The sequence below is a fragment of the Paramicrobacterium agarici genome (assembly GCF_002563955.1).
GTDB classification, from domain to species: domain Bacteria; phylum Actinomycetota; class Actinomycetes; order Actinomycetales; family Microbacteriaceae; genus Paramicrobacterium; species Paramicrobacterium agarici.
Genome location: NZ_PDJE01000001.1, coordinates 1284082 through 1305696, shown reverse-complemented (window position 1 = coordinate 1305696; position 21615 = coordinate 1284082). Strand labels below are relative to the sequence as shown.

Sequence of the window (21615 nt, the reverse complement as noted above, 5' to 3'; positions counted from 1 at the left end):
AGGGGTCACAGCTTGTGGGAATGTTGTCGCTACAACTATTGTTGTCTCTATCATGACCACCACACTTGACACCTCGGGCAAACTCGCCGCCGACACGGCAATGGGCCCCGTCACTCTTCTTGTCGCCGATCTCGACCGTATGACCGCGTACTACCGCGACGCCGTCTCGCTTCACGTGATGTCACAATCTGACAACTCGACCACGCTGGGCCGCGGGGGCACGCCCGTCGTTATTCTCGAGCACGCTCCTGAGCTGAAGCACGCCGCTTCCGGTGCAGCCGGTCTCTTTCACACGGCCATCCTCTTCGAGTCGCAATCGGCGCTCGCAGCAGCGCTCTACTCGGTTGCACGCTCCGAGCCCGGGACCTTCACAGGTAGCGCCGATCACCTGGTCAGCCAGGCCTTCTACTTCACCGATCCCGAAGGAAACGGCGTCGAACTCTACTGGGATCGCGACCGCACCGAGTGGAGCTGGGTGCACGGACAGGTCGAGATGGCGACGCTCTACCTCGACCCGAACCAGTACCTGCGCGAGCACCTCACCGATCAGGGTGCGACAACACCGGATGCTGTCGAGCTCGGCGGTGCCGTCGTCGGACACGTGCATCTCTCGGTCGGCGACACGGAGACCGCGCGCGCGTTCTACGTGGACACGCTCGGCTTCGACGCGACAGCATCCCTCGGCAATCAAGCGTTGTTCGTCTCGGCTGGCGGCTATCACCACCACATGGCCATGAACGTCTGGAACAGCAGGGGCGCTGGCCCCCGAATGCCAGCGCTCGGCCTCGGACGCATCGACATCGAGCTGCCTGCCCGGGATGGCGTCGGCGAGCTCGACGAGCGGCTGCGCCACCACAAGGTGCAGACGCGCGACGACGGGCGCTCACTCAGCTTCGATGACCCGTGGAACAACCTCATCACCGTGACCGCTGCGGCGTAATACGGCCCGAGGCGTCGTTGACCTGACGGCATAAAGTGGATGCTGGAGGTGTCCCGTGCCGCTAGATCCGTACTTCGAGACCATGCACCGCGCGCACATGCGCGACCTCACCGACCAGTTTCGCAAGCGGATGCTGCTGTCAGCACGCCACTTCGGCGCCCGATTCGGTCGCCGCACGGTGCGTGACACCGCGCACGAGGAACGACGCGCTCAGGCGGCGAAGACCGCGCGCCAGTCGACGTCGGAGTGGAAGCGCAAGAATGCTCGAGCCTGGGACACGAGGTTCTTCGAGCGCATCGGCGTGCACGGCCCAGGCCTCGATACTGAGGATCACACAGTCGCCGTCGCCGGCTTCCCCGACGTTCGGGTACGTCTTTACCGCCCAGCAGCGAGCGAGCGGAAGTCCCGGCCCGCTGTGATCGCCTTCTTCGGCGGTTCGTTTCAGCTCGGCGGCATCGACTGGACGAGCGAAGACGCCCTGTTTCGCTCGCGCACGGCGGACTCCGGCGTGATCACGATCGCCGTCGACTACGCGCTCGCGCCTGAGCACCGATTCCCGACTCCCGTCGAGCAGGGCTATGCCGTACTCGAATGGATGCATGAGAACGCTGAAGAGCTTGGCGTCGACGCCACGAAGATCGCACTGAACGGCATCTCATCCGGTGGCAACATCGCGGCGGCGGTCGCCCTCGCGAACCGGCAGCGGTCGCAGCATCCGGTCTGCATGCAGATTCTCGAGGTACCCACTCTCGATCTCACGGGAAAGCACCTCGATCTGCGCCCCCTGCGAACGCTGCGCGTGCCGTATTTCTTTGCCCGCCGAGAGATGGTCGGGGTGGCGAAGGCCTACCTGGGAGATCGAACGCGCGCACGGCATCCGCTCGCTTCCCCGCTGCTCGCGACGAGCTTGCGCGGCCTTCCGCCTGCGACGATTCTCACCGCGGAGTACGACGTGCTGCGCGGGGATGGCGCTGCATATGCCCACGCGCTTCGGGCAGCGGGTGTCGACGCGACCGCGGTCGAGTACAAGGGTGCTGTGCATGACACCGTCGATTACCGGGCCGTCGTGCCACTTGCCGAACGCTGGCACCGCGACGTCGTCAGTGCGCTGCAGACGCTGCACCCCTCTGACGAGGCACGGTGACGCCGGCAGCTCACCCGCAGATCACAGCTCAGCGCTGACGCCGAGCATTGCGGGGAGCACCGCGATCGACGTCAGCACCTCGTCTGCTCCCGCGCGGTGCAGCTGCTCGGCGGAGTGCACGCCCGTGAGCACACCACCGACGAGGCCGGCGCCCGCAGCGATCCCCGCGCGCATGTCGCTGACGGTGTCTCCCACGACGACCATCGAATCGACGCTCTGCGCCTCTGTTCGAACAAGCGCCGTGAGCGGCAGATCAGGAGACGGGCTCCCCCGCCCCGCGTCCGCCGGACAGAGCGTCGCATCGACCAGATCACGCCACGCCAGCTCGTCAATGAGTGCGTCAAGTGTGCCTCGACTGAAGCCACTCGTGAGTACGACTGACACGCCTGCTTCCCGCAGAAGCTCAAACGTCTGTTCCGCACCGTCGACGGGGACGACAGAGCTGAGGCGCTCACGGTACGCGCTCTCGAAGATGCTCACGGCACGCTGCGCTGCGAACTCGTTGTGAGCCAGCGAGCGGAAGACCTCGATCGCGGACTGCCCCATGGTCTCTCGGACGAACGTGAGCATGCGCTCCTGGTCGTCATCGCTCTGCACGAGACCGATGTGCTCCGAGGCACGCGTGAACGCACCCTCGACAAGCCACGTATCGCGCAGAGTCGTGCCCGCGATGTCGAGCACGGCAAGCTCAACCGGCACGTCATAGAATTCGACATCGTCGTCGATCCGCCGCGCCGGCTCAACCGTCAGCGTTCCACCGTCGATCGTCATTATCGCGTCGCCCCCTCTGACTCGCTGTCGGCTCGACCATACGGGGCGCGACCGAACCTCGAGAGTCGCCGGGGTGTCGTTCCCGTGAACGACGAGCAAGGAGCGCGTGACGTCGATGGGATCTGCAGCACCCGGTGTGTCGGCGCCAGCGAGCGGCGCAGCCCTACTGCGAGCGGATGAGGCCGCGCTCACGTGCCGCTGCGACGGCCTGGGTTCGGCTCGATACGCCGAGCTTTGTGAAAATGTGCACGAGATGCGATTTCACCGTCGCCTCCGAGAGAAACAGCTGACGCGCGATCGTGCGGTTCGACTGCCCATTCGCCACGAGATCGAGAACTTCGGCTTCGCGCAGGCTCAGAGACACGGATGCTGCGTCTCGCCGCGCTTCGAGCCGACCGGCAACGCTGGGCGCAAGCGCAGTCTCTCCCGCCGCAGCCGCACGTACGGCCGCGAGCAGCTCCGCGGGCGGGGCGTCCTTGAGCAGGTACCCGGCCGCTCCGGCTTCCACGGCGCCGAGAATGTCAGCATCCGTGTCGTAATTGGTGAGCACGAGCACGCGCGGCCCGCCAGACTCCCGAATGCGCCGTGTGGCGTCGACGCCCTGCGACCCTTCGCCGAACTGCAGGTCCATGAGCACAAGGTCGACGCCGGCCTTCGCGAGGCGCACAGCCCCTTCGCCCGTCGCAGCCTCGCCTACGACGTCCATGTCCGCTTCCGTCGCGAAGAGCGCGCGCAGCCCCGCGCGCACGACGGGGTGATCGTCGGCGATCAGCAGGCGGATCATGAGGTCTCCTCTGTCAGCGGGATCGTCGCGGCCAGCGCCGTCCCCTCGCCCGGTGCTGACTCGATCGTGAGCGTACCGCCCAGCTCAGTCACGCGCCCTCGCATGGCGGCGAGCCCAAACGATGAGTTCGCTCGTCGCTCGAGCGACGCGGCGTCGAAGCCGGCTCCGTCATCGACGACGTCGAGCGTGACAGCATCCTCGTCAAACGTCAACGTGACATCAAGCACCGTGGCACCCGCGTGCTGCTGCACGTTGGCAATGCCGCTCTGCGCCACGCGCAGCAGCGTCGTCTCGATGGCCATGGGAAGCGGCCGCATCTCGCCGACGCGGTGAAACCTGACGCGCGTCGGTCGTCCGCTCGTGCGCAGGGTGTGCTCAGACGACGCGGTCAGCCGTGTGAGCGCGCCGGCCAGCGTCTGCTCGTCGAGCACGGGCGGCGTGAGCTCGCGGATGATGCGCCGCGCATCGACGAGCGCGTCCGCAGCGGTCTCGCGTGCCAGCTGCAACTGCTCGACCCCGGGCCGGTCAGGATCGGAGCGCTCTGCAGCGTGCAGCAGAATCTGAATGCTTGACAGCCCCTGTGCGACGGTGTCGTGAATCTCACGAGCAAGGCGCTCCCGCTCGGCGAGCACGCCGGCTTCGCGCTCGGCGATCGCGAGCTCGCCGCGGGTCTCCTGCAGCTCTCCGATGAGCTTCTCGCGCTCTTGCGCTTCACGGTAAAGTGCGCCGTAGCCGCCCGATATCGCGAGGGCGACGCTTGCTCCGATCACCGGCCCGATGACGCCGCCGACACTGATTCCTGAGTGGTATCCGAGCATCGCAATCGTCAGGGTCGTCGAGACGACAACCATGACGATGCCCGCTGTCATGGGAAGCAGGTGCAGAAAGAGAAAGAACAGCGGAAAGACGATGTATGCGGCGTCCAGCGTCACCATGAGCATGCTCAGCCAGACGAGCGTGAGCACGCCGATCCAGACGATCGCGAAGATCGAGAGGCGCCGTCCCGTCAGCCATCGCACGCGCGAGACGGCTGCACCCCCGAGGTACACCACGAGCATCGCGCTGCCCAGCACGTGCACCGCCACCTCGTGCGCCGACTGCACGACGCTGGCGTGCACCATGGCGAAGACCACGAGCGCCACGAGCAGCGCGTGCAACGCCCAGCGCAGTCCCGTGAAGACGGGAGTCAGCGCAGAATGTCTCATGCACCGAGCCTATGGGGTGCTGAATCTCGCTGGCATCCGTCGAAAGTTTGCTGAGCCCGCGACACAGTAGAATGGAGGCATCCTTGTGCCAAGCGTTTTCGTTTCGGAGTCCCACGTGCCCACTCTTGTTGTTGATGTCATGCCGAAGGCCGAGCTTCTCGACCCGCAGGGGAAGGCCGTGCACGGTGCGCTGTCGCGCCTCGGGCATTCTGCCGTCTCGAGTGTGCGCATCGGCAAGCGATTCGAGATCACCGTCGACGAGGTGACAGACGAGGTCATCGCCGACGTCACGAAGGTGGCTGGCGAGATCCTCTCGAACTCCGTCATCGAAGACGTCGTCTCGGTGCGCGAGGCAAACGAACGATGAGAATCGGCGTCGTCACCTTTCCCGGCTCCCTCGACGATCGCGACGCACAGCGGGCGATTCGGTTTGCGGATGCTGAGCCCGTCGCGCTCTGGCACGGCGACCATGACCTGCGCGGCGTCGACGCGATCGTGCTTCCCGGCGGCTTCAGCTACGGCGACTACCTGCGGGCCGGCGCCATCGCGTCGGTTTCGCCGATCATGGCCGAGGTCATCGATGCGGCGAAAAAGGGGGTGCCCGTTCTCGGCATCTGCAACGGATTCCAGATGCTCACCGAGGCGCACTTGCTCCCCGGTGGTCTGATTCGCAACGAGATCGGCACCTTCGTGCGCCGCGACCAGACGCTGCGCGTCGAGAACGCCGACACCGCGTGGACGAACGACTTCGCCTCGGGCGATGAGATCGTCATTCCGCTCAAGAACGGCGAGGGCGGATTCATCGCGAGCGACGACGAGCTCGACCGCCTCGAGGGCGAGGGCCGCGTCGCGTTCCGCTATGTCGGCGTGAACCCGAATGGATCGCTGCGAGACATTGCCGGCGTCACGAACGAGCGCGGAAATGTCGTGGGCCTCATGCCGCACCCCGAGCACGCAATCGAGCCCGGGTTCGGACCTGACACGGATGCTGCGATGCGCAGCGGTGTCGATGGTCTGCGGTTCTTCACCTCGGCGATTCAGGCGCTGCAGGCGGTCTGACCCGCACATTCCATCTTTCGGACGATGCCCCGCCACCGGCGACCCGGGAGGATTGAGAGCATGGCCCCTACCGACATGTCGACTCCACCAGCATCCACGACCGCTTCGGGGTCGCTGACGCCTCGCCGTCTTTACCGCATCCTCGCGATCGCCGAAACCGTCACGTGGACGCTGCTTATTCTCGGGATGCTGCTCAAGTACGTCGTGCAGATTGGCGACTGGCCCGTTACGGTCGGCGGCAGCGTGCACGGCATCGTTTTTGTTGCCTACGCGTTCACAGCGGGCCTCGTCGGTGTCAATCAGCGCTGGCGCCCTCTGCAGATCGTCGGAGCCGTCGCGACGGCGATCGTTCCCTATGCGACGATTCCGTTCGACAACTGGCTCGAGCGCCGCGGCATGCTCGACGGCGACTGGCGGCGTGAGAAGACGGACGATCCGCGTGACACCACCTGGGTGAGCGCGCTTCTGCGGTTCTTCTTGAAACATCCGATTCTGCTCAGCGCCGTCCTGGTGATCGCTGTCGTCGTGGTCTTCTGCGTGCTGCTCACGCTCGGGCCTCCCACTGAGTGGGGCAACTGACCCGCGAGCGGCCCAGTTGCCCCCGGTCACGGCACGTGACCAGAATGGACGCATGAGCACAGGGACGCAGCACTGATGGAGCAGTCGCTGCTTCTGCTGATCCTCGATCTGACGGGAACGTTCGCGTTCGCGCTCAACGGGGCGCTCACCGCCGTGCGCGCCGCTCGCGTTGACATTGTGGGCGTGATCGCGCTCGGCATGATCACGGCGATGGGCGGCGGGATCATTCGCGACGTCATGCTCAGCACATCGCCCGCGACCTTTCAGGACTGGCGCTACCTCGCGACGGCGGTCGTCGGCGCGCTCATCGCGTTCGCGTTCGGCCATCGGCTCGATCGATTGACGTTGCCGATCGAGGTGCTGGATGCTGTCGGTCTCAGCTTCTTCGCTGTCACGGGTGCCATGAAGGCCGTCGGCTTCGGGCTCGGTCCCGCGCAGGCGATCATTCTCGGCACCATCACCGCCGTCGGCGGCGGCACCATTCGCGACGCGCTGCTCGGCCGCATCCCGTCGGTGCTGAGCGATGGACTCTACGCCGTGCCCGCGTTCATCGGTGCCCTGTTCGCCGTCGGCGCGTGGCTCCTGGGACTCTACGGCCCCGTCACCGCCGTCATCGCCGCGGCGACGTGCTTTCTGATCCGCGTGCTCGGCGTGCGCTTCAACTGGAACGCTCCCGTGCCCCGAGCCTGGAAGCAGCGCGACCGGCGACCCCCAGAGAGCTGAGAGATGTCAGGCCGCGAGCCAGGCGAGCGCCGCGACCACGAGCGCCTCGGTTCCCGTGTCGAGCGTCGGCTGAATGACCGGCGCGAACGCGGGTGAGTGGTTCACGGGGATGTCGCGAGAAACGCGCCCTTCAGCCGCGGCCTTGTTGTACACGTCGGCGTCGATTCCGCCGATCCCCCAGTACGTGTACGGCGCACCGAATGCGTCGGGCACGTCGCTGAAGTCCTCGCTCGCGGCTTGCCGCCCGAGCGGCACGCTGCGGTCCCCGAAGTGCGCCGCGAATGCTCCCGAGACACGCGTGCTCACGCCCCGATCGTTGTTCGTGAGCGGAAAGCTGTCGAAGATCTCGAACTCCGCGGGTTTCGGAGAGCGCGATGCCATGCACTCGGCGTCGACGATGCGGTGAATGGCGTCGAGGATCGCCGTGCGGGTCTCGTCGCTGTACGTTCGGATGTTCAGCTGCAGCACCGCGCTGTCGGGAATCACGTTGCTCTTCGAGCCCGACTGGATGCTCCCCACCGTGAGCACCGCGGTTTCTGACGGGTCGATCTCGCGCGACACCACGGTCTGCAACCGCACGACGATGTTGGCGGCAAGCACGACAGGGTCAACACTCGCTTGCGGCATCGATCCGTGTGCTCCTCTGCCGTACACGGTGACGCGGATACTGTCAGCTGCGGTGAGAAAGGGACCTCCCCGCACGCCCACGGTTCCCGCGGCGAACGGCAGAACATGTTGGGCGAACGCGACGTCGGGGGCAGGAATCAGCTGGGCAAGGCCGTCATCCAGCATCCTTCTCGCCCCGTCAGCGGTCTCTTCTGCGGGCTGGAGCAGCGCGATGACCGTGCCGCTCCACTGATCTCTCCCCATGATGAGCAGTTCGACGGCTCCCATGAGACACGCGACGTGCACGTCGTGCCCGCATGCGTGTGCGATGGGGACCGTCGTCCCCTCGTCATCGACGGCTGTCGCCTCGCTCTCGTACTCGACCCGGCTCTGCTCTTTCACGGGAAGTGCGTCCATGTCAGCGCGCATCAGCACGACGGGGCCGTCGCCGTTGCGCAGAATGCCCACGGCGCCGAATCCGCCGATGCCGTCATGCATCTCGATGCCGAGCTCGCTCAGCCATGCCGTGGCCTTCGCCGCCGTCTCCTTCTCGTGATGCGAGAGCTCCGGGTGCTTGTGCAGATCCCGATACAGCTGCTCTTGTCGCGCACGAATTTCGTCGAGTCCCGCGAGAACGGCTGCTGTCACGCTCATGGCGTTCCCCCTGCCTGCTGATGTGCTGCCTGACGACGTGTGCGGTTACCGTAGCACCGCCGTGCATCGCCGAAACAGGGGCTTGTGCCGAGGCTGGGAGTAGCGAGCCGGTCACGCCGCTCGCCGTCGCGATCGCATGGTGAAGAATGAGACCGTGACAGTGGATACTGAGGGCACGCGGCCCTCACGCACATGGAATAGCAGAGAGCTCCTCATCATCGGAGCATTCGGCGCTCTCGGCGCTGTCGTCACCGCGACCGCATCTCCGGCGACCGCGGCAGTCGCGCTGGTTTCACCGGTCGCTTACGCGCTCGTCGCCGGCATCCATTTCGTGCTGCCCTTCACCGCAGGCATCATGCTCCAGTCGTGGCGAGCGATTCCCCTCACGGCACTGTTCACAGCCGCGCTCGCGTTCCCGTTCTCGACACTCGGCCTGCTGCTCTTTCCCGCGCTCGGACTTCCGACTCTTGCCGCTGGCCTCGCCGTCAAGATGACAGGATGCCGCTGGCAGTCGCCCGCGCGCTGGGCGATCGTCGCCGCCGTCGGCGCTGTCGTGATCTTCGCGATCTCGCTCGTCGCGATCCGCCCCGATCTCTTCTCAACCGCGCTGCTCGTCTCGGTTCTCGCCGCGCGCCTGGTCTCGACCGGGCTCGCCGTCGTCATCGCTCACCTCATCGTCGCAAGCCTGGCCCGCGCGGGAGTTCGTGTGCGCCGATGACAGCACAGAGCCTCGTTCCGGTGGGGGAACGAGGCTCTGTCATCGAGCGCGGGGGCTACTCGATGTCACCTGCCTCACGGCGGCGACGCACCATGATGAGCGCCGTTCCACCCGAGATCAGGAGCAGCAGAGCCGCGATCAGAGCAGGCACGGCTCCGTCGACACCGGTCCATGGAAGCGCAGACGGTGCGGGCTTCGTCGTCTCATGCGAGGTGCAGAGCGGCGAGTCCGGCGCGCACACCGGCTCTTCGCCCGTAACCGCGATGACGTTTCCGAGCACGTGGTTGCCCTGCTCGTCGTAGTCCTTCACGGTGACGGTGTACGTCACCCTGATGGTCTCACCCGTCGCGACGGCGCCCGCCATCACGATCGTGTCCGCCGACACGGTCGTGCTGACGTCGTCACTCGACGCAGCGGGGTTCCCCGTCAGGGTAGCGTCATCGAGCACGTCCGACATGTGGTCGGTGTAGTCGACAGCGACTGCCTCCGCATCCGCATTTGTCGACACGTTCACGAACGTGATCGTGTACGTAACCTCCTGGCCTTCACCAACCTGGGCACCCGATGCCGGGTCGGCCGACTTCGTGACGACGACGTTCGAGACGTGGTTCACCGTGCAGTCTGCACGCTCCCCATCAGCAGGCTCACACGTCGCAGGCGGCTCCGCTCCCTCATCGACAAGGAAGTTGCCCAGGCGGTCGTCACCGCGCTCGCCGTCGGCGTTCACGGTGACCGTGTACGTGACGGTGACCAGCTGACCGGCTTCGAGCGTCCCGGCGACCGTAAACCGGCCATCCTCGATGTCTGAGACCGTGAGCGACTCATCCGAGGCGGTCGGCGCTGTGCTGACCTGCGCGTCATCGAGAACCTGCGTCAGTACGTCGTCGCGGGCGACGTCGATATCAGCAGTGCCGGTGTTCTCGAAGTGCAGCGTGTATGTCACGGCTTGCCCTGGCCGAACCGTCGAACCAGACGCAGGGTCGACAGTCTTCCAGTCATCCAGCTCGCCCATGTTGTGCGACGTGGTCGGCGGCACGAACGGGTCGCACTCGGGGTCGTCCTCGGCGCACACGTACGGCGGAGTGTCCGGGGTCAGCACATTGTCCGCGACGTTGTCGCCGCGCTCGCCGTCGGGCCCGATCGTCACGACGTAGGTCACGGTGACCGTCTCGCCGGGCTCGATCGACCCGGTGACGCGCAGTGCGTCGCCGTCGAGAATCGCCTGCACGGCACTCGAGCTCGACACGGGATCGCCGGTCAGCTCGGCATCGTCCAGAACACCCGACAGGTCATCGGTCGAGTCGACAGGACCAGCCGCCTGGCCATCGTTCGTGAACGACAGGGTGTACGTGACGTCCTGACCTGCCGCGACGTCCTCTCCGGTTGCGGGATCAGACGACTTTGCCGGTGTGACGTGCGGAAGCGGCGTCGTCACGGTCGATTCGCACGGTGCGTCAGCGTCATCACACAGGTCATCCGGAAGTGATGCCACGTTCGCGAGCTCGTGGTCACCCTGGTTCGTGATGGTCACCGTGTAGGTGATCGTCACCGACGCTCCCGCTGCGAGGGAACCGGTCCAGGTGAGCGTCGGCTCGTCGTACGACAGCGCGCCCGACTCCGCCGAAGCGTCATCGTTCCACTGAGCATCGTCGAGAACACCCGCGAGGTCGTCGTGAGCAGTCGCCGTCGCATCTTCTGTGAAGTCAGATTCGCCGTCGTTCGTGACCGTCACCTCGTACGTCACGGTGTCACCGGTGTTCACATCGTCCTGAGCGTCAGAAGTCTTCTCGACAGACAGGTGCTGAACCGGGTTCTCCGTCTCGCACGCGCCTTCGGCACACGCGGTGCCGTCTGGGTCAGCAAGCACGTTACCGAGGCTGTGGTCGCCCTGCTCCTCGTAGGCGTTCACGACGACCGTGTAGGTCACCGTGACGGTGTCGCCAGCCGCGATCGACCCCTCAATGACGATGCGCTCGCCATCGACGACGGCGGTAAGTCCCGCGCCGTCCACGACGGGATCACCCGTGAGCGCGGCGTCGTCGAGCAGATCTGACAGGTCGTCGTAGGTGCTGACGTCGACGGTTGCCTCACCGACGCTGTTGAATGTCAGCGTGTAGGTGACCTCCTGGCCGGCGCGCACTTCCGAGCCCGAGTCCGGGTTGACGGCCTTCGACTGCGTCAACGCTCCCGTGGGAACTGTGCGCGTCGAGCAGGCGGCAGCACCTTGCGCCACCTCGTCCTCAGGCACACAGGCGGCGTTTCGCAGCACGTTGTCGCCGCCGCCTGTGTACGTGAACGTGTAGCTCACCGTCGCTTCGGCACCGGCTGCAAGCGCTCCAGACCACGAGAGTGTCGGTCCGTCATACGTCGCCTCGCCAGCCGATGCATCGATCGTCGACTCGTCGAACGTCGCGTCGTCGAGAACATCGGTGAAGTCGTCCGTGAACGTTGCGGGAGCAGCATCCGTGTAGTCGCCCGGACCCTCGTTCGCAATGGTCACGGTGTAGGTCACCGTCTCTCCGATGCCCGGCAGATCTGTGCGGTCGGCGACCTTCGCGATGCTGAGCTTCGGCATGGGCTTGTCGACCTCGGCACAGGGAATGCCGGTGTCAGGGTCGGTGCCATCCTCCGTCGGCGGGTCGCACACGGGCGTCTCACCGCCGCCTGCGAACGCCACGTTGCGCACCGAGCCGTCTCCGCCGCCCGTGAGGGTCACGGAGTAGCTGATCGTCACCGACTCGCCAACGGCAAGCGGCCCAGACCATCCGATGAGCGGTTCGGCGTACGACGGGTCGCTGGTGGTACTCCCATCGGATGCTGACGCCGCGGCGTTGTCGTCGTATTCCGCGTCATCGAGCACAGCCGACAGATCGTCGGTGACGACGGCGGGGGTGTCTTCGGTGTACGGGAGCTCACCGTTGTTTGTCGCAGTTACCTCGAAGGTGATGGTGTCCCCTGGCCGCGAATCGACGGTCATGTCCGAGGTCTTCTCGATGTCGAGACAGCTTCCTGCGATAGACACAGTGGCGGCAGTCTTGTCGATGGGCAAGTATGTCCAGTCATCGATCCACCGCTCGTTACCCCACGAATTGACGTCGTAGGCCCAGCCGTGCGCGCCTCCTGTGCTGTCGATGCCAGCGCGACCGTCGGTGATCGGCGTCGAGTTCACACGGCTTTCGCTGAGCGCCGTTTGGTCATTCCAGTACATCGTCGAGTCGGGTGCTCCCGGCCCATTCAGCCGCGTCATCGACAGCGTGCGCTGCTCGACGTCGTTCTGCTGCAGATGGATCTCTCCGAGTCGGTCGAAGTGCACACGAGCCTTCACCGGAACACATGTGGCGATCGGATTGCCTTGGGCATCCAAGCCGTCGAACTCGAATGACGTCGTGTCTCCAGTGCCGTCAGCTCCCATTGGGATGGAACGGTCGACGTCGTCATCGTACGAGCCGTTGCCGTCCGCATCGATATCAATCGTGTAGCCGCCCGAGTAACGCTGAGGGGGCGTCCACGTCAGCGTGCCCGCTGTTGACGAGTTCGGGCTTGCCGCAGCATAAGTAAGATCGGTCACCTCAAGGTCTTCCTTGGTGAGGGTCTCCGGCAGGATCGGTCGCGCCCCTGCAGCTGACTGCGCTGATGGCGGAAGCTCATCTGACGGCTCCTCGAAGAAGAGGCGGTACTGCTCACCGCATCCCAGGGCTGCGTTCTCATACTCTGTCGACGCGTAGCGGGGTGTCGCGCAGTCTTCACCGGACACGGCGTTGCCGACCGAGTCAGCGGTGATTGACGATTTGATTCCGTTGAAATCGCGAAGGACGACCGAATAGACGTATCCGGAGTTGTTCACCATCCAGAGCGGGAGTTCCGAGACTGTCTGGTTCACGGTCTGGGCCATGTTGTACCTCTCGACCCAGACGCGTCCTGTCTTCTCCGTCGAACCGTCACGAACCGTGATGTCCCAGTGCAGCCCGTCTGGGTATGTCACGTCCGTCTCGACGGTGTAGATGCCCTCTGATGTCGCCGTATAGGTTCCGTTTCCTCCGGCGACAGCACCATCGGGATCTGTCACAGTGACCGTCATGCTCACCCCAGGCGACGCTGGGGCGACGCTCACGGAAAGAGTTTCACCGCTCTTCAGATACGCGAAGAACCTGTTGCCGTCGGTGATGGTGCTTGGAAGCGGGGTGCTTGCCGCGTGAGCAGATGATGCGGGGGCAACGAGAGCGATAAACGAGAGAAGCGCCGCAAATAGTGCGACCACGACTCCCATTGCCACGCCTCGTGGCGCTCTCAGCGTTGCTGGTCCCCCGGGTCTGACCCGGGCTCTCGTTGTCGATTCCGCGCGAGATCCCTGCACGTTTCCCCTCCTGCGATCGTGCTCCACAGCGTTTCGAGCACGAGTGTGCCCAGCGGAATTCAAGCAGCGCGCCAAGCGGGTGAAAATGAGCTTCACAGAATTCACCCCTCCTTTTCACCTCTTCTTCCCAGAGTCCTCGAGATGGGGCTAGGGTAATGAGCGGTGTGCCTCAGAGGGGTGATGGCAACGGTGGCTTCCCAGGGCGATGATCTGGCTTCGCGTGAACGTCAGTTCGGGCTCTCCCCTGCGCGCCCTGCAGTTGGCATTCCACGACTTTCTCGTCTCGCGATCGAACGAGAAGAACCGCTCAGGCGCCTCAGTGCCGCCGCGGCCGACCCCATCTGCATCGTCCATGCCCCCGCGGGGTACGGAAAGACGACCCTTCTCGCCCAGTGGGCACAGCGACAGATGGCCACGGCCGACGCGCCTGTGCTTCTCTGGGTGACGATCGACAGCAGCTGCAACACTCGCATGCCTTTCTGGCGGCATGTCTCCACGCTGATTGAGGCAGCAGCGTCCGCGGCAGAGGTGGAAGTTGCTCCCGTCGAGCCTGGGGGTGACATCTCCAGCTCGCTGCTTCAAATCGTGGAACAGAATCTCGAGCAGCTCGGATCGAAGGTCACCCTGGTGATCGATGCCTGGGAGAACATCGCCGACCCGTCGATTTCGGAGGATCTGCTTCGGGCCGCTCGCGACTCGACGTCGATCTCGCTCGTCGCGGCGACCCGGAGCATCGAACCAGAATGGCTTCGAGCGGCGTCGCCGTACGGCCTCTCATTTTTGAGACGCGAAGACCTCGAGTTCACGACACAGGACTACTCTGCGATGGCCCGGCATGCCGACGTGCCACTCGAGCAGCGAGAAGTCCGAAGCGCTGTCGCAGAAACCGCGGGATGGCCGTTCGCACTTCGCATACTTCTCGAGCAGAGCCGAGATCATCTTCACACCGAGCTGACAGGCGGCGAGACCCTCGCCGCACTGCGTGAAAGTCTTGCCGACGAGATTTGTCGAATGCCCGGGGCCGGCTATCTTCTCGCGACCTCCATCGTCGATTCATTCAGCACGGAGCTTGCAGAATGGCTCGGAGCAGACCCGAGTGACCGCCACATTCTCGACATCGTCGAAAGCCGTGGCCTCGGTGCATGGGAGGCAAGCACCGCTCCGACATTTCGGCTTCAGCCGGTACTTCGCGAGGGTCTTTTCGCTCGGCTTGGCCCCGACTCTGCACGTCACGGGTTTCGCCGTCTCGCTCGCTGGCATGAAAAGAATGGGCATCTCGCTCGCGCCTTCTTCAGCGCGTTGGACGGTGAAGATGCGGCTCATGCCGTCTCGCTCGCACAGCGAGCGTTCGTGCCGATCACCGTCGCGCTTCAGCGTAATCCAGACGCACTCATGACACAGAGGCGCTCGTTCTTCTCGAGTGAGCCATTGCTGGGACTTCTCAACGGGATCGCTCACTACAGGGTAGGCAATACGCGCCGGGCCGTGCAGCGTTTCATGGCGACGATCGCGGTCAGCGAAGCTCAATTGATCGGTCGTTACAAAGAGCCGGGTCCCGATCAGGTGTGGGTGCAGGCTGCTCTGACCGCGGGCCTGCGATTGATCGGTCGCTACGAACTTGTCGAACCCGCCTATCGGAGATTTCGGCGGATGCTGAGACGGGTACACGATCCGCACGGGGTTCTCGAGAGTGCAGAGGTGCTCTTTGCAGCCGAGGGCGCAATCACGCTGATCTATCTCGGGAAACTCAAAGAGGCACGCGATCTCCTGCGCTATGAGACCGAGCCGCCGAGCGGAAAGACGTCGAGACATCATTACTATCCCGTGGCTCTCGCCCTGTATGTGGATGCAGCGGATGGACTCGTGTCACGCGCTGAATCTCATATTCATGAACTCGAACGCACCGGTCTGCCGCGTCAGTTTAATCCCAGCTTCTACGCGGTTCCCCTGCACCTCGCCCGCGCGCTCGTTCACCTTGAGCACCACCGATTCGACGATGCTGCGCTCTTCCTCAATCACTGCATGATCCATTGGAAGACGATCGAGATGTGGCCACTGCTCCTCGACGTCGACGTACGCATCACATGGCAGAAGTACGGGCCCGAAGCAGCCCTCACGCTCCTCGAGGAGCGACTTGCAGAGAAGGTGAAGAACCCGCCAATCAGTCCTCAGATGACGGCCCTCATCGACGAGCTGCGAGGCAAACTGCACGTCGCGCGAGGAGATCTCGGTGCCGCCCATGCACTGGCACCCGCGCGTCGCTACCGAGCGCACCCTCAACTCGCTGTTCCCCGGGCTCTCGCGTTCCTCTTAGGCGGGCAACCTGATCGCGCGCTCACGGTTGCCCAAAGCGTCGTCGATTCAGAGGGATTGACGCTTGCGAAGCGCGTTGAACTTGGCCTGCTGTCAGCGTCAGCCCACTTGCGCCATGGTGATGAGGAGCAGGCCTCCCGTCAGTTCGCCGAGATGACGCGCCTTGCTCTCGAGGCCGGTCTGCGAATGGTGTTCGCGGTCATGCCGCGATCCGACCTCGAAGCCCTCCTCCGCGAGTACCCACGAGCTGATGATGTCCGCAACGTTCTCGCAACCCTGCCGGAGCTGTTCCCTTCGCCGGACTCACCCGCGATCCTCACGGAACGCGAACGTGTGATTCTCGAGCGACTCGACTCCGCAGTGACACTTGCCGAGATCGCGGCGTCGCTCAGCGTCTCGATCAACACCGTCAAGTCGCAAGCGCGCTCGGTCTACCGAAAACTCGGCGCATCCGGCCGCGCGGCTGCGGTCAGCGAAGCGCACAGACGCGGCATCCTCTGACGACGACTCGCGCATACCTCGCCGGATAGGATGGTTCTGGTCCGTTCGTCTGACGGAAACGACCCCACCACTGGAGCAAGGTACCTGTGAGCATCCCTGAATCGACTGGCGCCGATACCGTCGCACACGCGATCGAGACACCCGATAAAGAGCAGCCCTATGCCGCTCTCGGGCTGAAGCCAGACGAGTATGCGAAGATCCGCGAGATTCTGGACCGGCGCCCAACCTCGGGCGAACTCGCCATGTACTCGGTGATGTGGAGCGAACACTGCTCGTACAAGAGCTCCAAGAAGTACCTGCGTCAATTCGGCAAGAAGGTCACGCCCGAGATGACGAAGAACCTCATGGTTGGCATGGGCGAGAACGCAGGCGTGGTGGATATCGGCGAAGGCTGGGCGGTGACCTTCAAGGTCGAGAGCCACAACCACCCCAGCTACGTCGAACCGTTTCAGGGAGCGGCGACCGGTGTCGGCGGCATCGTCCGCGACATCATCTCGATGGGCGCTCGACCCGTCGCGGTGATGGACCAGCTGCGTTTCGGCGCGATCGACGACCCCGACACCGCACGGGTCGTTCACGGCGTCACGAGTGGCATCTCGTTCTACGGCAACTGTCTCGGTCTGCCGAACATCGGCGGCGAGACGTACTTCGACCCCGTGTATCAGGGCAACCCTCTCGTCAATGCTCTCTCGGTCGGTGTGCTCCGCCACGATGACCTGCATCTTGCCAACGCGTCTGGTGTCGGCAACAAGGTCGTGCTGTTCGGCGCGCGCACGGGAGGCGACGGCATCGGCGGAGCATCCATTCTGGCTTCAGACTCCTTCGACGACGGCGGGCCCACGAAGCGCCCGGCCGTTCAGGTCGGCGATCCGTTCGCCGAGAAGGTACTCATCGAGTGCTGCCTTGAGATGTACCGCAGCGAACTGGTCGAGGGCATTCAAGATCTCGGCGCCGCCGGCATCTCGTGTGCCACGAGCGAACTGGCAGCCAACGGCGATGGCGGAATGTTCATCGAACTCGACGGCGTGCTGCTGCGCGATCCCTCGCTCACGGCCGAGGAGATCCTCATGTCCGAGTCGCAGGAGCGCATGATGGCCGTCGTGGCGCCCGAGAAGCTCGAGGCGTTCCTCGAGGTCGCCGCGAAGTGGGACGTCGAGACGAGCGTGCTCGGTGAGGTCACCGACTCGGGCCGCCTCGTCATCAACTGGCACGGCGAGGAGATCGTCAACGTTGACCCGTCGACGGTCGCGGTCGACGGCCCGGTGTACGATCGGCCCGTCGCCTACCCCGCCTGGATCGACGCGCTGCAAGCTGACACGGCGAGCGCGCTCGAGCGCAGCAATGATCCGTCTGTGCTTCGCGAGCAGGCCCTGAAGCTGCTTGGATCGGCGAATCTCGCCGACAAGAGCTGGATCACGGACCAGTACGACTACTACGTGCTGGGCAACACGGCACTTGCCTTCCCCGACGACAGCGGCATGATCCGCGTCGACGAGGAATCGGGGCTCGGCTTCGCGATCGCCACCGACGCGAACGGCCGGTACTGTCAGCTTGACCCTCGCGAGGGCGCACAGCTCGCCATCGCCGAGGCCTACCGCAATGTCGCCGTGACGGGCGCGATTCCCGCCGCCGTGACCGACTGCCTCAACTTCGGCTCTCCCGAGAACCCCGAGGTCATGTGGCAGTTCTCCGAAGCGGTTGAGGGACTCTCTGATGCTTGCCTTGAGCTCGGCATTCCGGTAACGGGTGGAAACGTATCGTTCTACAACCAGACGGGCGACACCCCGATATTCCCGACGCCCGTCGTCGGCGTGCTCGGCGTGATCGACGACGTGGCCCGCCGCGTTCCTTCGGGCTGGCAAGACGAGGGCGACAATATCTACCTGCTCGGAACCACGCGCACCGAACTGTCGGGTTCTGCCTGGGCGGGCACGGTGCACGGGCACCTCGGCGGGCGCCCCCCGAAGGTCGACCTGCAGCGCGAGAAGGATCTCGCGGCGCTGCTGCACGCGGCATCTCAGCAGGGGCTCCTCGGCTCCGCTCACGATCTCTCTGACGGCGGTCTCGCGCAGGCCCTGGCCGAATCGGTTCTGCGCTTCGGCGTAGGAGCACGCGTGTGGCTCGGCGAGATTATGGAGCGCGACGGTGTGGACGCAGCATCCGCCCTCTTCTCGGAATCGACAGGGCGCGTGATCGTGTCAGTTCCGCGCGAAGACGACGTGAAGTTTCGCGGGCTCTGCGAGGGGCGCGGCTACCCGGTGCTGCGCATCGGCGTCACGGACGGCACGGGAGAGAGCGCCTCGCTCGAAGTGCAGGACTACTTCACCGTCGCGACGGACGAGCTGCGCCAGACGCACGAGAACACGCTGCGCTCGCGCTTCGCCTGATCCGGAGTCTTCTCAGTCGGAGGCCGGGTGCACCGTGTAGCAGAGGTGCGCGAAGCCGCCGTATCGCTTGACCTCAGTCAGCTCAAGATCTCCGGGGTCGGTGTCGCGCGGAAACAACGGCGCTCCCCCAGTGAGCGCTGTCGGCGCAATCGAGACCTGAATCTCGTCGAGCGCGCCGATATCGTAGAACTGGCCGACGAGTTCGCCCCCTCCGACGAGCCAGACATCGAGACCGGATGCTGCGCGCACGATGTCGTCGAGATGCTGCTCGACATCGCCGCTGACGAGCCTCACGTCAGCCCCTTCCGGGATCGGAAGATCACGGCTCGTGAAGACGAACGTGGGGTGATCGCCGAAAAACGACGACCACTTATCGGGATGCTCGAGAAGCTTCGTCGAGTCGAGCACCCATTCGTACGTCGTGGCGCCTTCGACGATCACGCCGACCTCGCGCATGAAAGCGTCGTGATCGGGCGCCTCACCGGATTCGACCGCGAACAGCCAGTCGAGGGAATTCTCTTCGTCGGCGATGAACCCGTTCAACGACGTCGCCGTGTTGTAGACGATACGTGTCATGCTCCTCACGGTATTGCAGCATGGAGCTTCCGGGCGGAGACACGCGTTCAATCCATAACGTCGTTCTCGCGAGAACGCCACCCCTTGCGCCGCTCCCCTCACGCGGATGTAGGCTCGCGGTCACGGCGGCTTCGATGGAGCCGCTGAGCCGCAATCAGGGGAGCGGTTCACAAGATCGCTCCCGAAAGGAGAGCGAGATCATGGCACAATCGACGCCGTATACGAAGAAGGCCTACGGCCTGTCCATCGCGGCCGCGGTCGGTGGCTTTCTCTTCGGCTTCGATTCGTCCGTCATCAACGGTGCCGTCGACTCGATCGACAAAGCCTTCTCGCTCGGACCGGCCCTCACGGGGTTCGTCGTCGCGATCGCCCTGCTCGGCTGCGCGGTCGGCGCGTGGGTCGGCGGGGGTCTCGCAGACCGTTACGGTCGCCTGCGGGTGATCTTCATCGGCGGCATCCTCTTTCTCGTGAGTTCGATCGGAGCCGGCCTCACTATCGGCCCGTGGGATCTGCTTCTGTGGCGCGTGTTGGGCGGTCTCGGCATCGGCATTGCATCTGTCGTCACTCCCGCGTATATCGCTGAGATCTCTCCACGTCAGGTCCGCGGAACGCTCGCGTCGTTTCAGCAGCTCGCGATCACACTCGGTATTTTCGCCGCCCTGCTCAGCGATGCCCTGCTCGCGAATACCGCGGGCGGAGCGAGCGAGCAGCTCTGGATCGGCATGGAGGCGTGGCGATGGATGTTCCTCGTCGGTGCCGTTCCGGCGGTCGTCTACATTGTGCTCGCATTCACGCTCCCCGAATCGCCGCGTTATCTGCTCGCGAAGCATCGCGAAGACGAGGCTCGTGACATCTTCAAAACGCTCGTGATTGAGTCCGAGGTCGACCGCAACATCAATGACATCAACAAGGCGATCGAGGCGGACGAGAAGAACGCCAGCGCGTCGTTGCGCGGACCCAAGTTCGGGCTTCAAGGCGTCGTCTGGATCGGCATCCTCCTGTCGATCTTTCAGCAGTTCGTCGGCATCAACGTCATCTTCTACTACTCAACCAGTCTCTGGAAGGCCGTCGGCTTCACTGAGGAGTACTCGCTGCTCGTGAGCGTCATCACCGCGGTGACGAATGTCGTGCTCACGTTCGTAGCGATATTCCTCGTCGACCGCGTGGGCCGTCGCCCGATTCTGCTCACCGGCTCTGTGCTCATGACCATCGCCCTCGGCACTATGGCCCTCGCGTTCAGCTTCGCGACGAAGAGCGGCGAAGACGTCAGTCTTCCCGGTGCGTGGGGCCCGATCGCTCTCATCGCGGCGAACGTGTTCGTTGTGGGCTTCGCCGCTTCGTGGGGCCCGCTGGTGTGGGTGCTGCTCGGCGAGATCTTCCCGCCGCGCATCCGCGGCAAGGCACTCGGTGTCGCAGCATCCGCTCAGTGGCTGGCCAACTTCGCCATCACCGTGACGTTCCCGGCCATGTCGGGCTGGTCGCTTCCGATCACCTACGGCATGTACGCCGTGTTTGCGCTGCTCTCGTTCATCTTCGTGTTCGCCAAGGTGCCCGAGACCAAGGGCATGGAGCTTGAGCAGACCGAGACGCTGTTCACGAAGTGACGCCGACGGTCACGCGTCAAGCGGCACCGTCATCATCGTGACGATCGCGGCGATCGTGCGCTGCAGTTCGGTGTCGTCAGAGGGCGACGAACCGTTTCCGACCATGAGGCTGCGCTCGGCGGCACTGTGATAGGTCGCGACGATGATGCGCGCCGCGGCGGCCGGCTCGATTGCGAATCGCACCCCGAGAGGCTTGAGCGTCTCGACGAGCATGTCGCCGAGACGGGCGAGCAGCATGTCGGAATACTGCGCGAAATACGCGCCGAACTCGGGGTTGCGCAGTGCATGAATGCGAAACTCTCCCTCGATGAGGCACCAGTGACGGTCGTCACCCTGCAGTCGAAGAAACTCCCCCACGGCGGCCGTGACCGCTTCCAGCTTCTCTTCGTGCGTGCCTGACATGAGCCCCGAGAGCTTGGGAATTTCGGCTTCGATGCCCAGCTGCACCTTTTCGATCCGCTCCGCGTTCTCGCGTTCGGCGAGCGCCATGAAGAGTTCGGCCTTGCTCTCGAAATTCGAATAGAACGCGCCGCGCGTGAACCCCGCGCGCTCGGCGATGAGCTCGACGGGAGCGGCGTCGACGCCGACCTCCGCAAAGACATCGTAGGCGGCGTCGAGCAGGCGATCCCGCGTCTTCTGCCGACGCGCGGATGCTGTCTCAACCGGCGGGTTTGTCATCCTGACACCTTCCTGAATT

17 protein-coding genes are annotated in these 21615 nt (G+C 64.6%); 10 read left to right on the top strand and 7 right to left on the bottom strand.

What is annotated here, in order from left to right; translation table 11 throughout:
- The first annotated feature begins 52 nt into the window (after window positions 1-52).
- Both ATJ78_RS06415 and ATJ78_RS06410 read left to right on the top strand, forming a co-directional pair.
- Entirely contained in the window at window positions 53-940 is an 888-nt protein-coding gene (locus tag ATJ78_RS06415; RefSeq protein ID WP_245836230.1) for a VOC family protein, read from the top strand.
- A gap of 55 nt (window positions 941-995) precedes the next feature.
- A complete protein-coding gene (locus ATJ78_RS06410; RefSeq protein WP_098406839.1) occupies window positions 996-2084 on the top strand; it encodes an alpha/beta hydrolase in 1089 nt (362 codons plus the stop codon).
- 21 nt (window positions 2085-2105) lie between these two features.
- On the opposite strand, the gene ATJ78_RS06405 is transcribed toward ATJ78_RS06410, so the two are convergent.
- From ATJ78_RS06405 to ATJ78_RS06395, 3 genes are all read right to left on the bottom strand, one after another.
- A complete protein-coding gene (locus tag ATJ78_RS06405) occupies window positions 2106-2855 on the bottom strand; it encodes an HAD family hydrolase (protein WP_098409245.1) in 750 nt (249 codons plus the stop codon).
- Window positions 2856-3018: 163 nt separating this feature from the next.
- The gene (locus tag ATJ78_RS06400) at window positions 3019-3639 is read right to left on the bottom strand and encodes a response regulator transcription factor (protein ID WP_098406838.1); all 621 of its coding nucleotides are present in this window, start codon (window positions 3637-3639) and stop codon (window positions 3019-3021) included.
- The gene (locus ATJ78_RS06395; protein WP_098406837.1) at window positions 3636-4844 is read right to left on the bottom strand and encodes a sensor histidine kinase; all 1209 of its coding nucleotides are present in this window, start codon (window positions 4842-4844) and stop codon (window positions 3636-3638) included. The genes ATJ78_RS06400 and ATJ78_RS06395 overlap by 4 nt, the downstream gene beginning before the upstream one ends.
- 115 nt (window positions 4845-4959) lie before the next feature.
- Here ATJ78_RS06395 and purS point away from each other — a divergent pair, with 115 nt between their 5' ends.
- The 4 genes from purS to ATJ78_RS06375 all read left to right on the top strand — a co-directional run bounded on the left by purS (window position 4960) and on the right by ATJ78_RS06375 (window position 7205).
- On the top strand, window positions 4960-5211 hold the full coding sequence (gene purS / locus ATJ78_RS06390; protein WP_098409244.1) for a phosphoribosylformylglycinamidine synthase subunit PurS: 252 nt from the start codon (window positions 4960-4962) through the stop codon (window positions 5209-5211).
- Window positions 5208-5903, top strand: coding sequence for a phosphoribosylformylglycinamidine synthase subunit PurQ (gene purQ / locus ATJ78_RS06385; RefSeq protein ID WP_098406836.1), 696 nt, complete (start codon window positions 5208-5210; stop codon window positions 5901-5903). Before purS ends, purQ begins: the two co-directional genes overlap by 4 nt.
- A gap of 60 nt (window positions 5904-5963) precedes the next feature.
- Entirely contained in the window at window positions 5964-6482 is a 519-nt protein-coding gene (locus tag ATJ78_RS06380; RefSeq protein WP_245836229.1) for a DUF3817 domain-containing protein, read from the top strand.
- A 75-nt stretch (window positions 6483-6557) separates the two neighbouring features.
- The gene (locus ATJ78_RS06375) at window positions 6558-7205 is read left to right on the top strand and encodes a trimeric intracellular cation channel family protein (protein ID WP_098406834.1); all 648 of its coding nucleotides are present in this window, start codon (window positions 6558-6560) and stop codon (window positions 7203-7205) included.
- Window positions 7206-7211: 6 nt separating this feature from the next.
- Here ATJ78_RS06375 and ATJ78_RS06370 read toward each other — a convergent pair whose 3' ends face one another.
- Window positions 7212-8465: an amidohydrolase gene (locus tag ATJ78_RS06370; protein WP_098406833.1), complete on the bottom strand. Its 1254-nt coding sequence runs from the start codon at window positions 8463-8465 to the stop codon at window positions 7212-7214.
- A gap of 154 nt (window positions 8466-8619) precedes the next feature.
- Here ATJ78_RS06370 and ATJ78_RS06365 point away from each other — a divergent pair, with 154 nt between their 5' ends.
- Complete coding sequence (locus ATJ78_RS06365) at window positions 8620-9183, top strand: hypothetical protein (protein ID WP_143741381.1); 564 nt, start codon at window positions 8620-8622, stop codon at window positions 9181-9183.
- A 55-nt stretch (window positions 9184-9238) separates the two neighbouring features.
- Here the strand turns inward: ATJ78_RS06365 and ATJ78_RS06360 are convergent, their stop codons facing one another.
- Window positions 9239-13261, bottom strand: coding sequence for a DUF7927 domain-containing protein (locus tag ATJ78_RS06360; protein ID WP_211288441.1), 4023 nt, complete (start codon window positions 13259-13261; stop codon window positions 9239-9241).
- 456 nt (window positions 13262-13717) lie between these two features.
- On the opposite strand from ATJ78_RS06360, the gene ATJ78_RS06355 reads away from it, so the two are divergent.
- Both ATJ78_RS06355 and purL read left to right on the top strand, forming a co-directional pair.
- Window positions 13718-16351, top strand: a complete 2634-nt coding sequence (locus ATJ78_RS06355; RefSeq protein ID WP_098406830.1) for a LuxR C-terminal-related transcriptional regulator — start codon at window positions 13718-13720, stop codon at window positions 16349-16351.
- Between the two features lie 86 nt (window positions 16352-16437).
- Complete coding sequence (gene purL / locus ATJ78_RS06350; RefSeq protein WP_098406829.1) at window positions 16438-18738, top strand: phosphoribosylformylglycinamidine synthase subunit PurL; 2301 nt, start codon at window positions 16438-16440, stop codon at window positions 18736-18738.
- 12 nt (window positions 18739-18750) lie between these two features.
- Here the strand turns inward: purL and ATJ78_RS06345 are convergent, their stop codons facing one another.
- A complete protein-coding gene (locus ATJ78_RS06345; RefSeq protein WP_098406828.1) occupies window positions 18751-19314 on the bottom strand; it encodes a dihydrofolate reductase family protein in 564 nt (187 codons plus the stop codon).
- Window positions 19315-19448: 134 nt separating this feature from the next.
- Here ATJ78_RS06345 and ATJ78_RS06340 point away from each other — a divergent pair, with 134 nt between their 5' ends.
- Window positions 19449-20918 carry a sugar porter family MFS transporter gene (locus ATJ78_RS06340; RefSeq protein ID WP_098406827.1) on the top strand — a complete coding sequence of 490 codons (1470 nt, stop codon included), beginning with the start codon at window positions 19449-19451 and terminating at the stop codon, window positions 20916-20918.
- A 9-nt stretch (window positions 20919-20927) separates the two neighbouring features.
- Here ATJ78_RS06340 and ATJ78_RS06335 read toward each other — a convergent pair whose 3' ends face one another.
- Entirely contained in the window at window positions 20928-21596 is a 669-nt protein-coding gene (locus ATJ78_RS06335; RefSeq protein WP_141898359.1) for a TetR/AcrR family transcriptional regulator, read from the bottom strand.
- Between the last annotated feature and the right edge of the window lie 19 nt (window positions 21597-21615).

What these genes read in the sequence shown, in the direction of transcription:
- ATJ78_RS06415 (WP_245836230.1), top strand. Translation starts at nt 53, where the DNA reads ATGACCACCACACTTGACACCTCGGGCAAACTCGCCGCCGACACGGCA.
- ATJ78_RS06405 (WP_098409245.1), bottom strand. Translation starts at nt 2,855, where the DNA reads ATGACGATCGACGGTGGAACGCTGACGGTTGAGCCGGCGCGGCGGATC.
- ATJ78_RS06400 (WP_098406838.1), bottom strand. Translation starts at nt 3,639, where the DNA reads ATGATCCGCCTGCTGATCGCCGACGATCACCCCGTCGTGCGCGCGGGG.
- ATJ78_RS06395 (WP_098406837.1), bottom strand. Translation starts at nt 4,844, where the DNA reads ATGAGACATTCTGCGCTGACTCCCGTCTTCACGGGACTGCGCTGGGCG.
- purQ (WP_098406836.1), top strand. Translation starts at nt 5,208, where the DNA reads ATGAGAATCGGCGTCGTCACCTTTCCCGGCTCCCTCGACGATCGCGAC.
- ATJ78_RS06380 (WP_245836229.1), top strand. Translation starts at nt 5,964, where the DNA reads ATGGCCCCTACCGACATGTCGACTCCACCAGCATCCACGACCGCTTCG.
- ATJ78_RS06375 (WP_098406834.1), top strand. Translation starts at nt 6,558, where the DNA reads ATGGAGCAGTCGCTGCTTCTGCTGATCCTCGATCTGACGGGAACGTTC.
- ATJ78_RS06370 (WP_098406833.1), bottom strand. Translation starts at nt 8,465, where the DNA reads ATGAGCGTGACAGCAGCCGTTCTCGCGGGACTCGACGAAATTCGTGCG.
- ATJ78_RS06360 (WP_211288441.1), bottom strand. Translation starts at nt 13,261, where the DNA reads ATGACGGTCACTGTGACAGATCCCGATGGTGCTGTCGCCGGAGGAAAC.
- ATJ78_RS06355 (WP_098406830.1), top strand. Translation starts at nt 13,718, where the DNA reads ATGGCAACGGTGGCTTCCCAGGGCGATGATCTGGCTTCGCGTGAACGT.
- ATJ78_RS06345 (WP_098406828.1), bottom strand. Translation starts at nt 19,314, where the DNA reads ATGACACGTATCGTCTACAACACGGCGACGTCGTTGAACGGGTTCATC.
- ATJ78_RS06340 (WP_098406827.1), top strand. Translation starts at nt 19,449, where the DNA reads ATGGAGCCGCTGAGCCGCAATCAGGGGAGCGGTTCACAAGATCGCTCC.
- ATJ78_RS06335 (WP_141898359.1), bottom strand. Translation starts at nt 21,596, where the DNA reads ATGACAAACCCGCCGGTTGAGACAGCATCCGCGCGTCGGCAGAAGACG.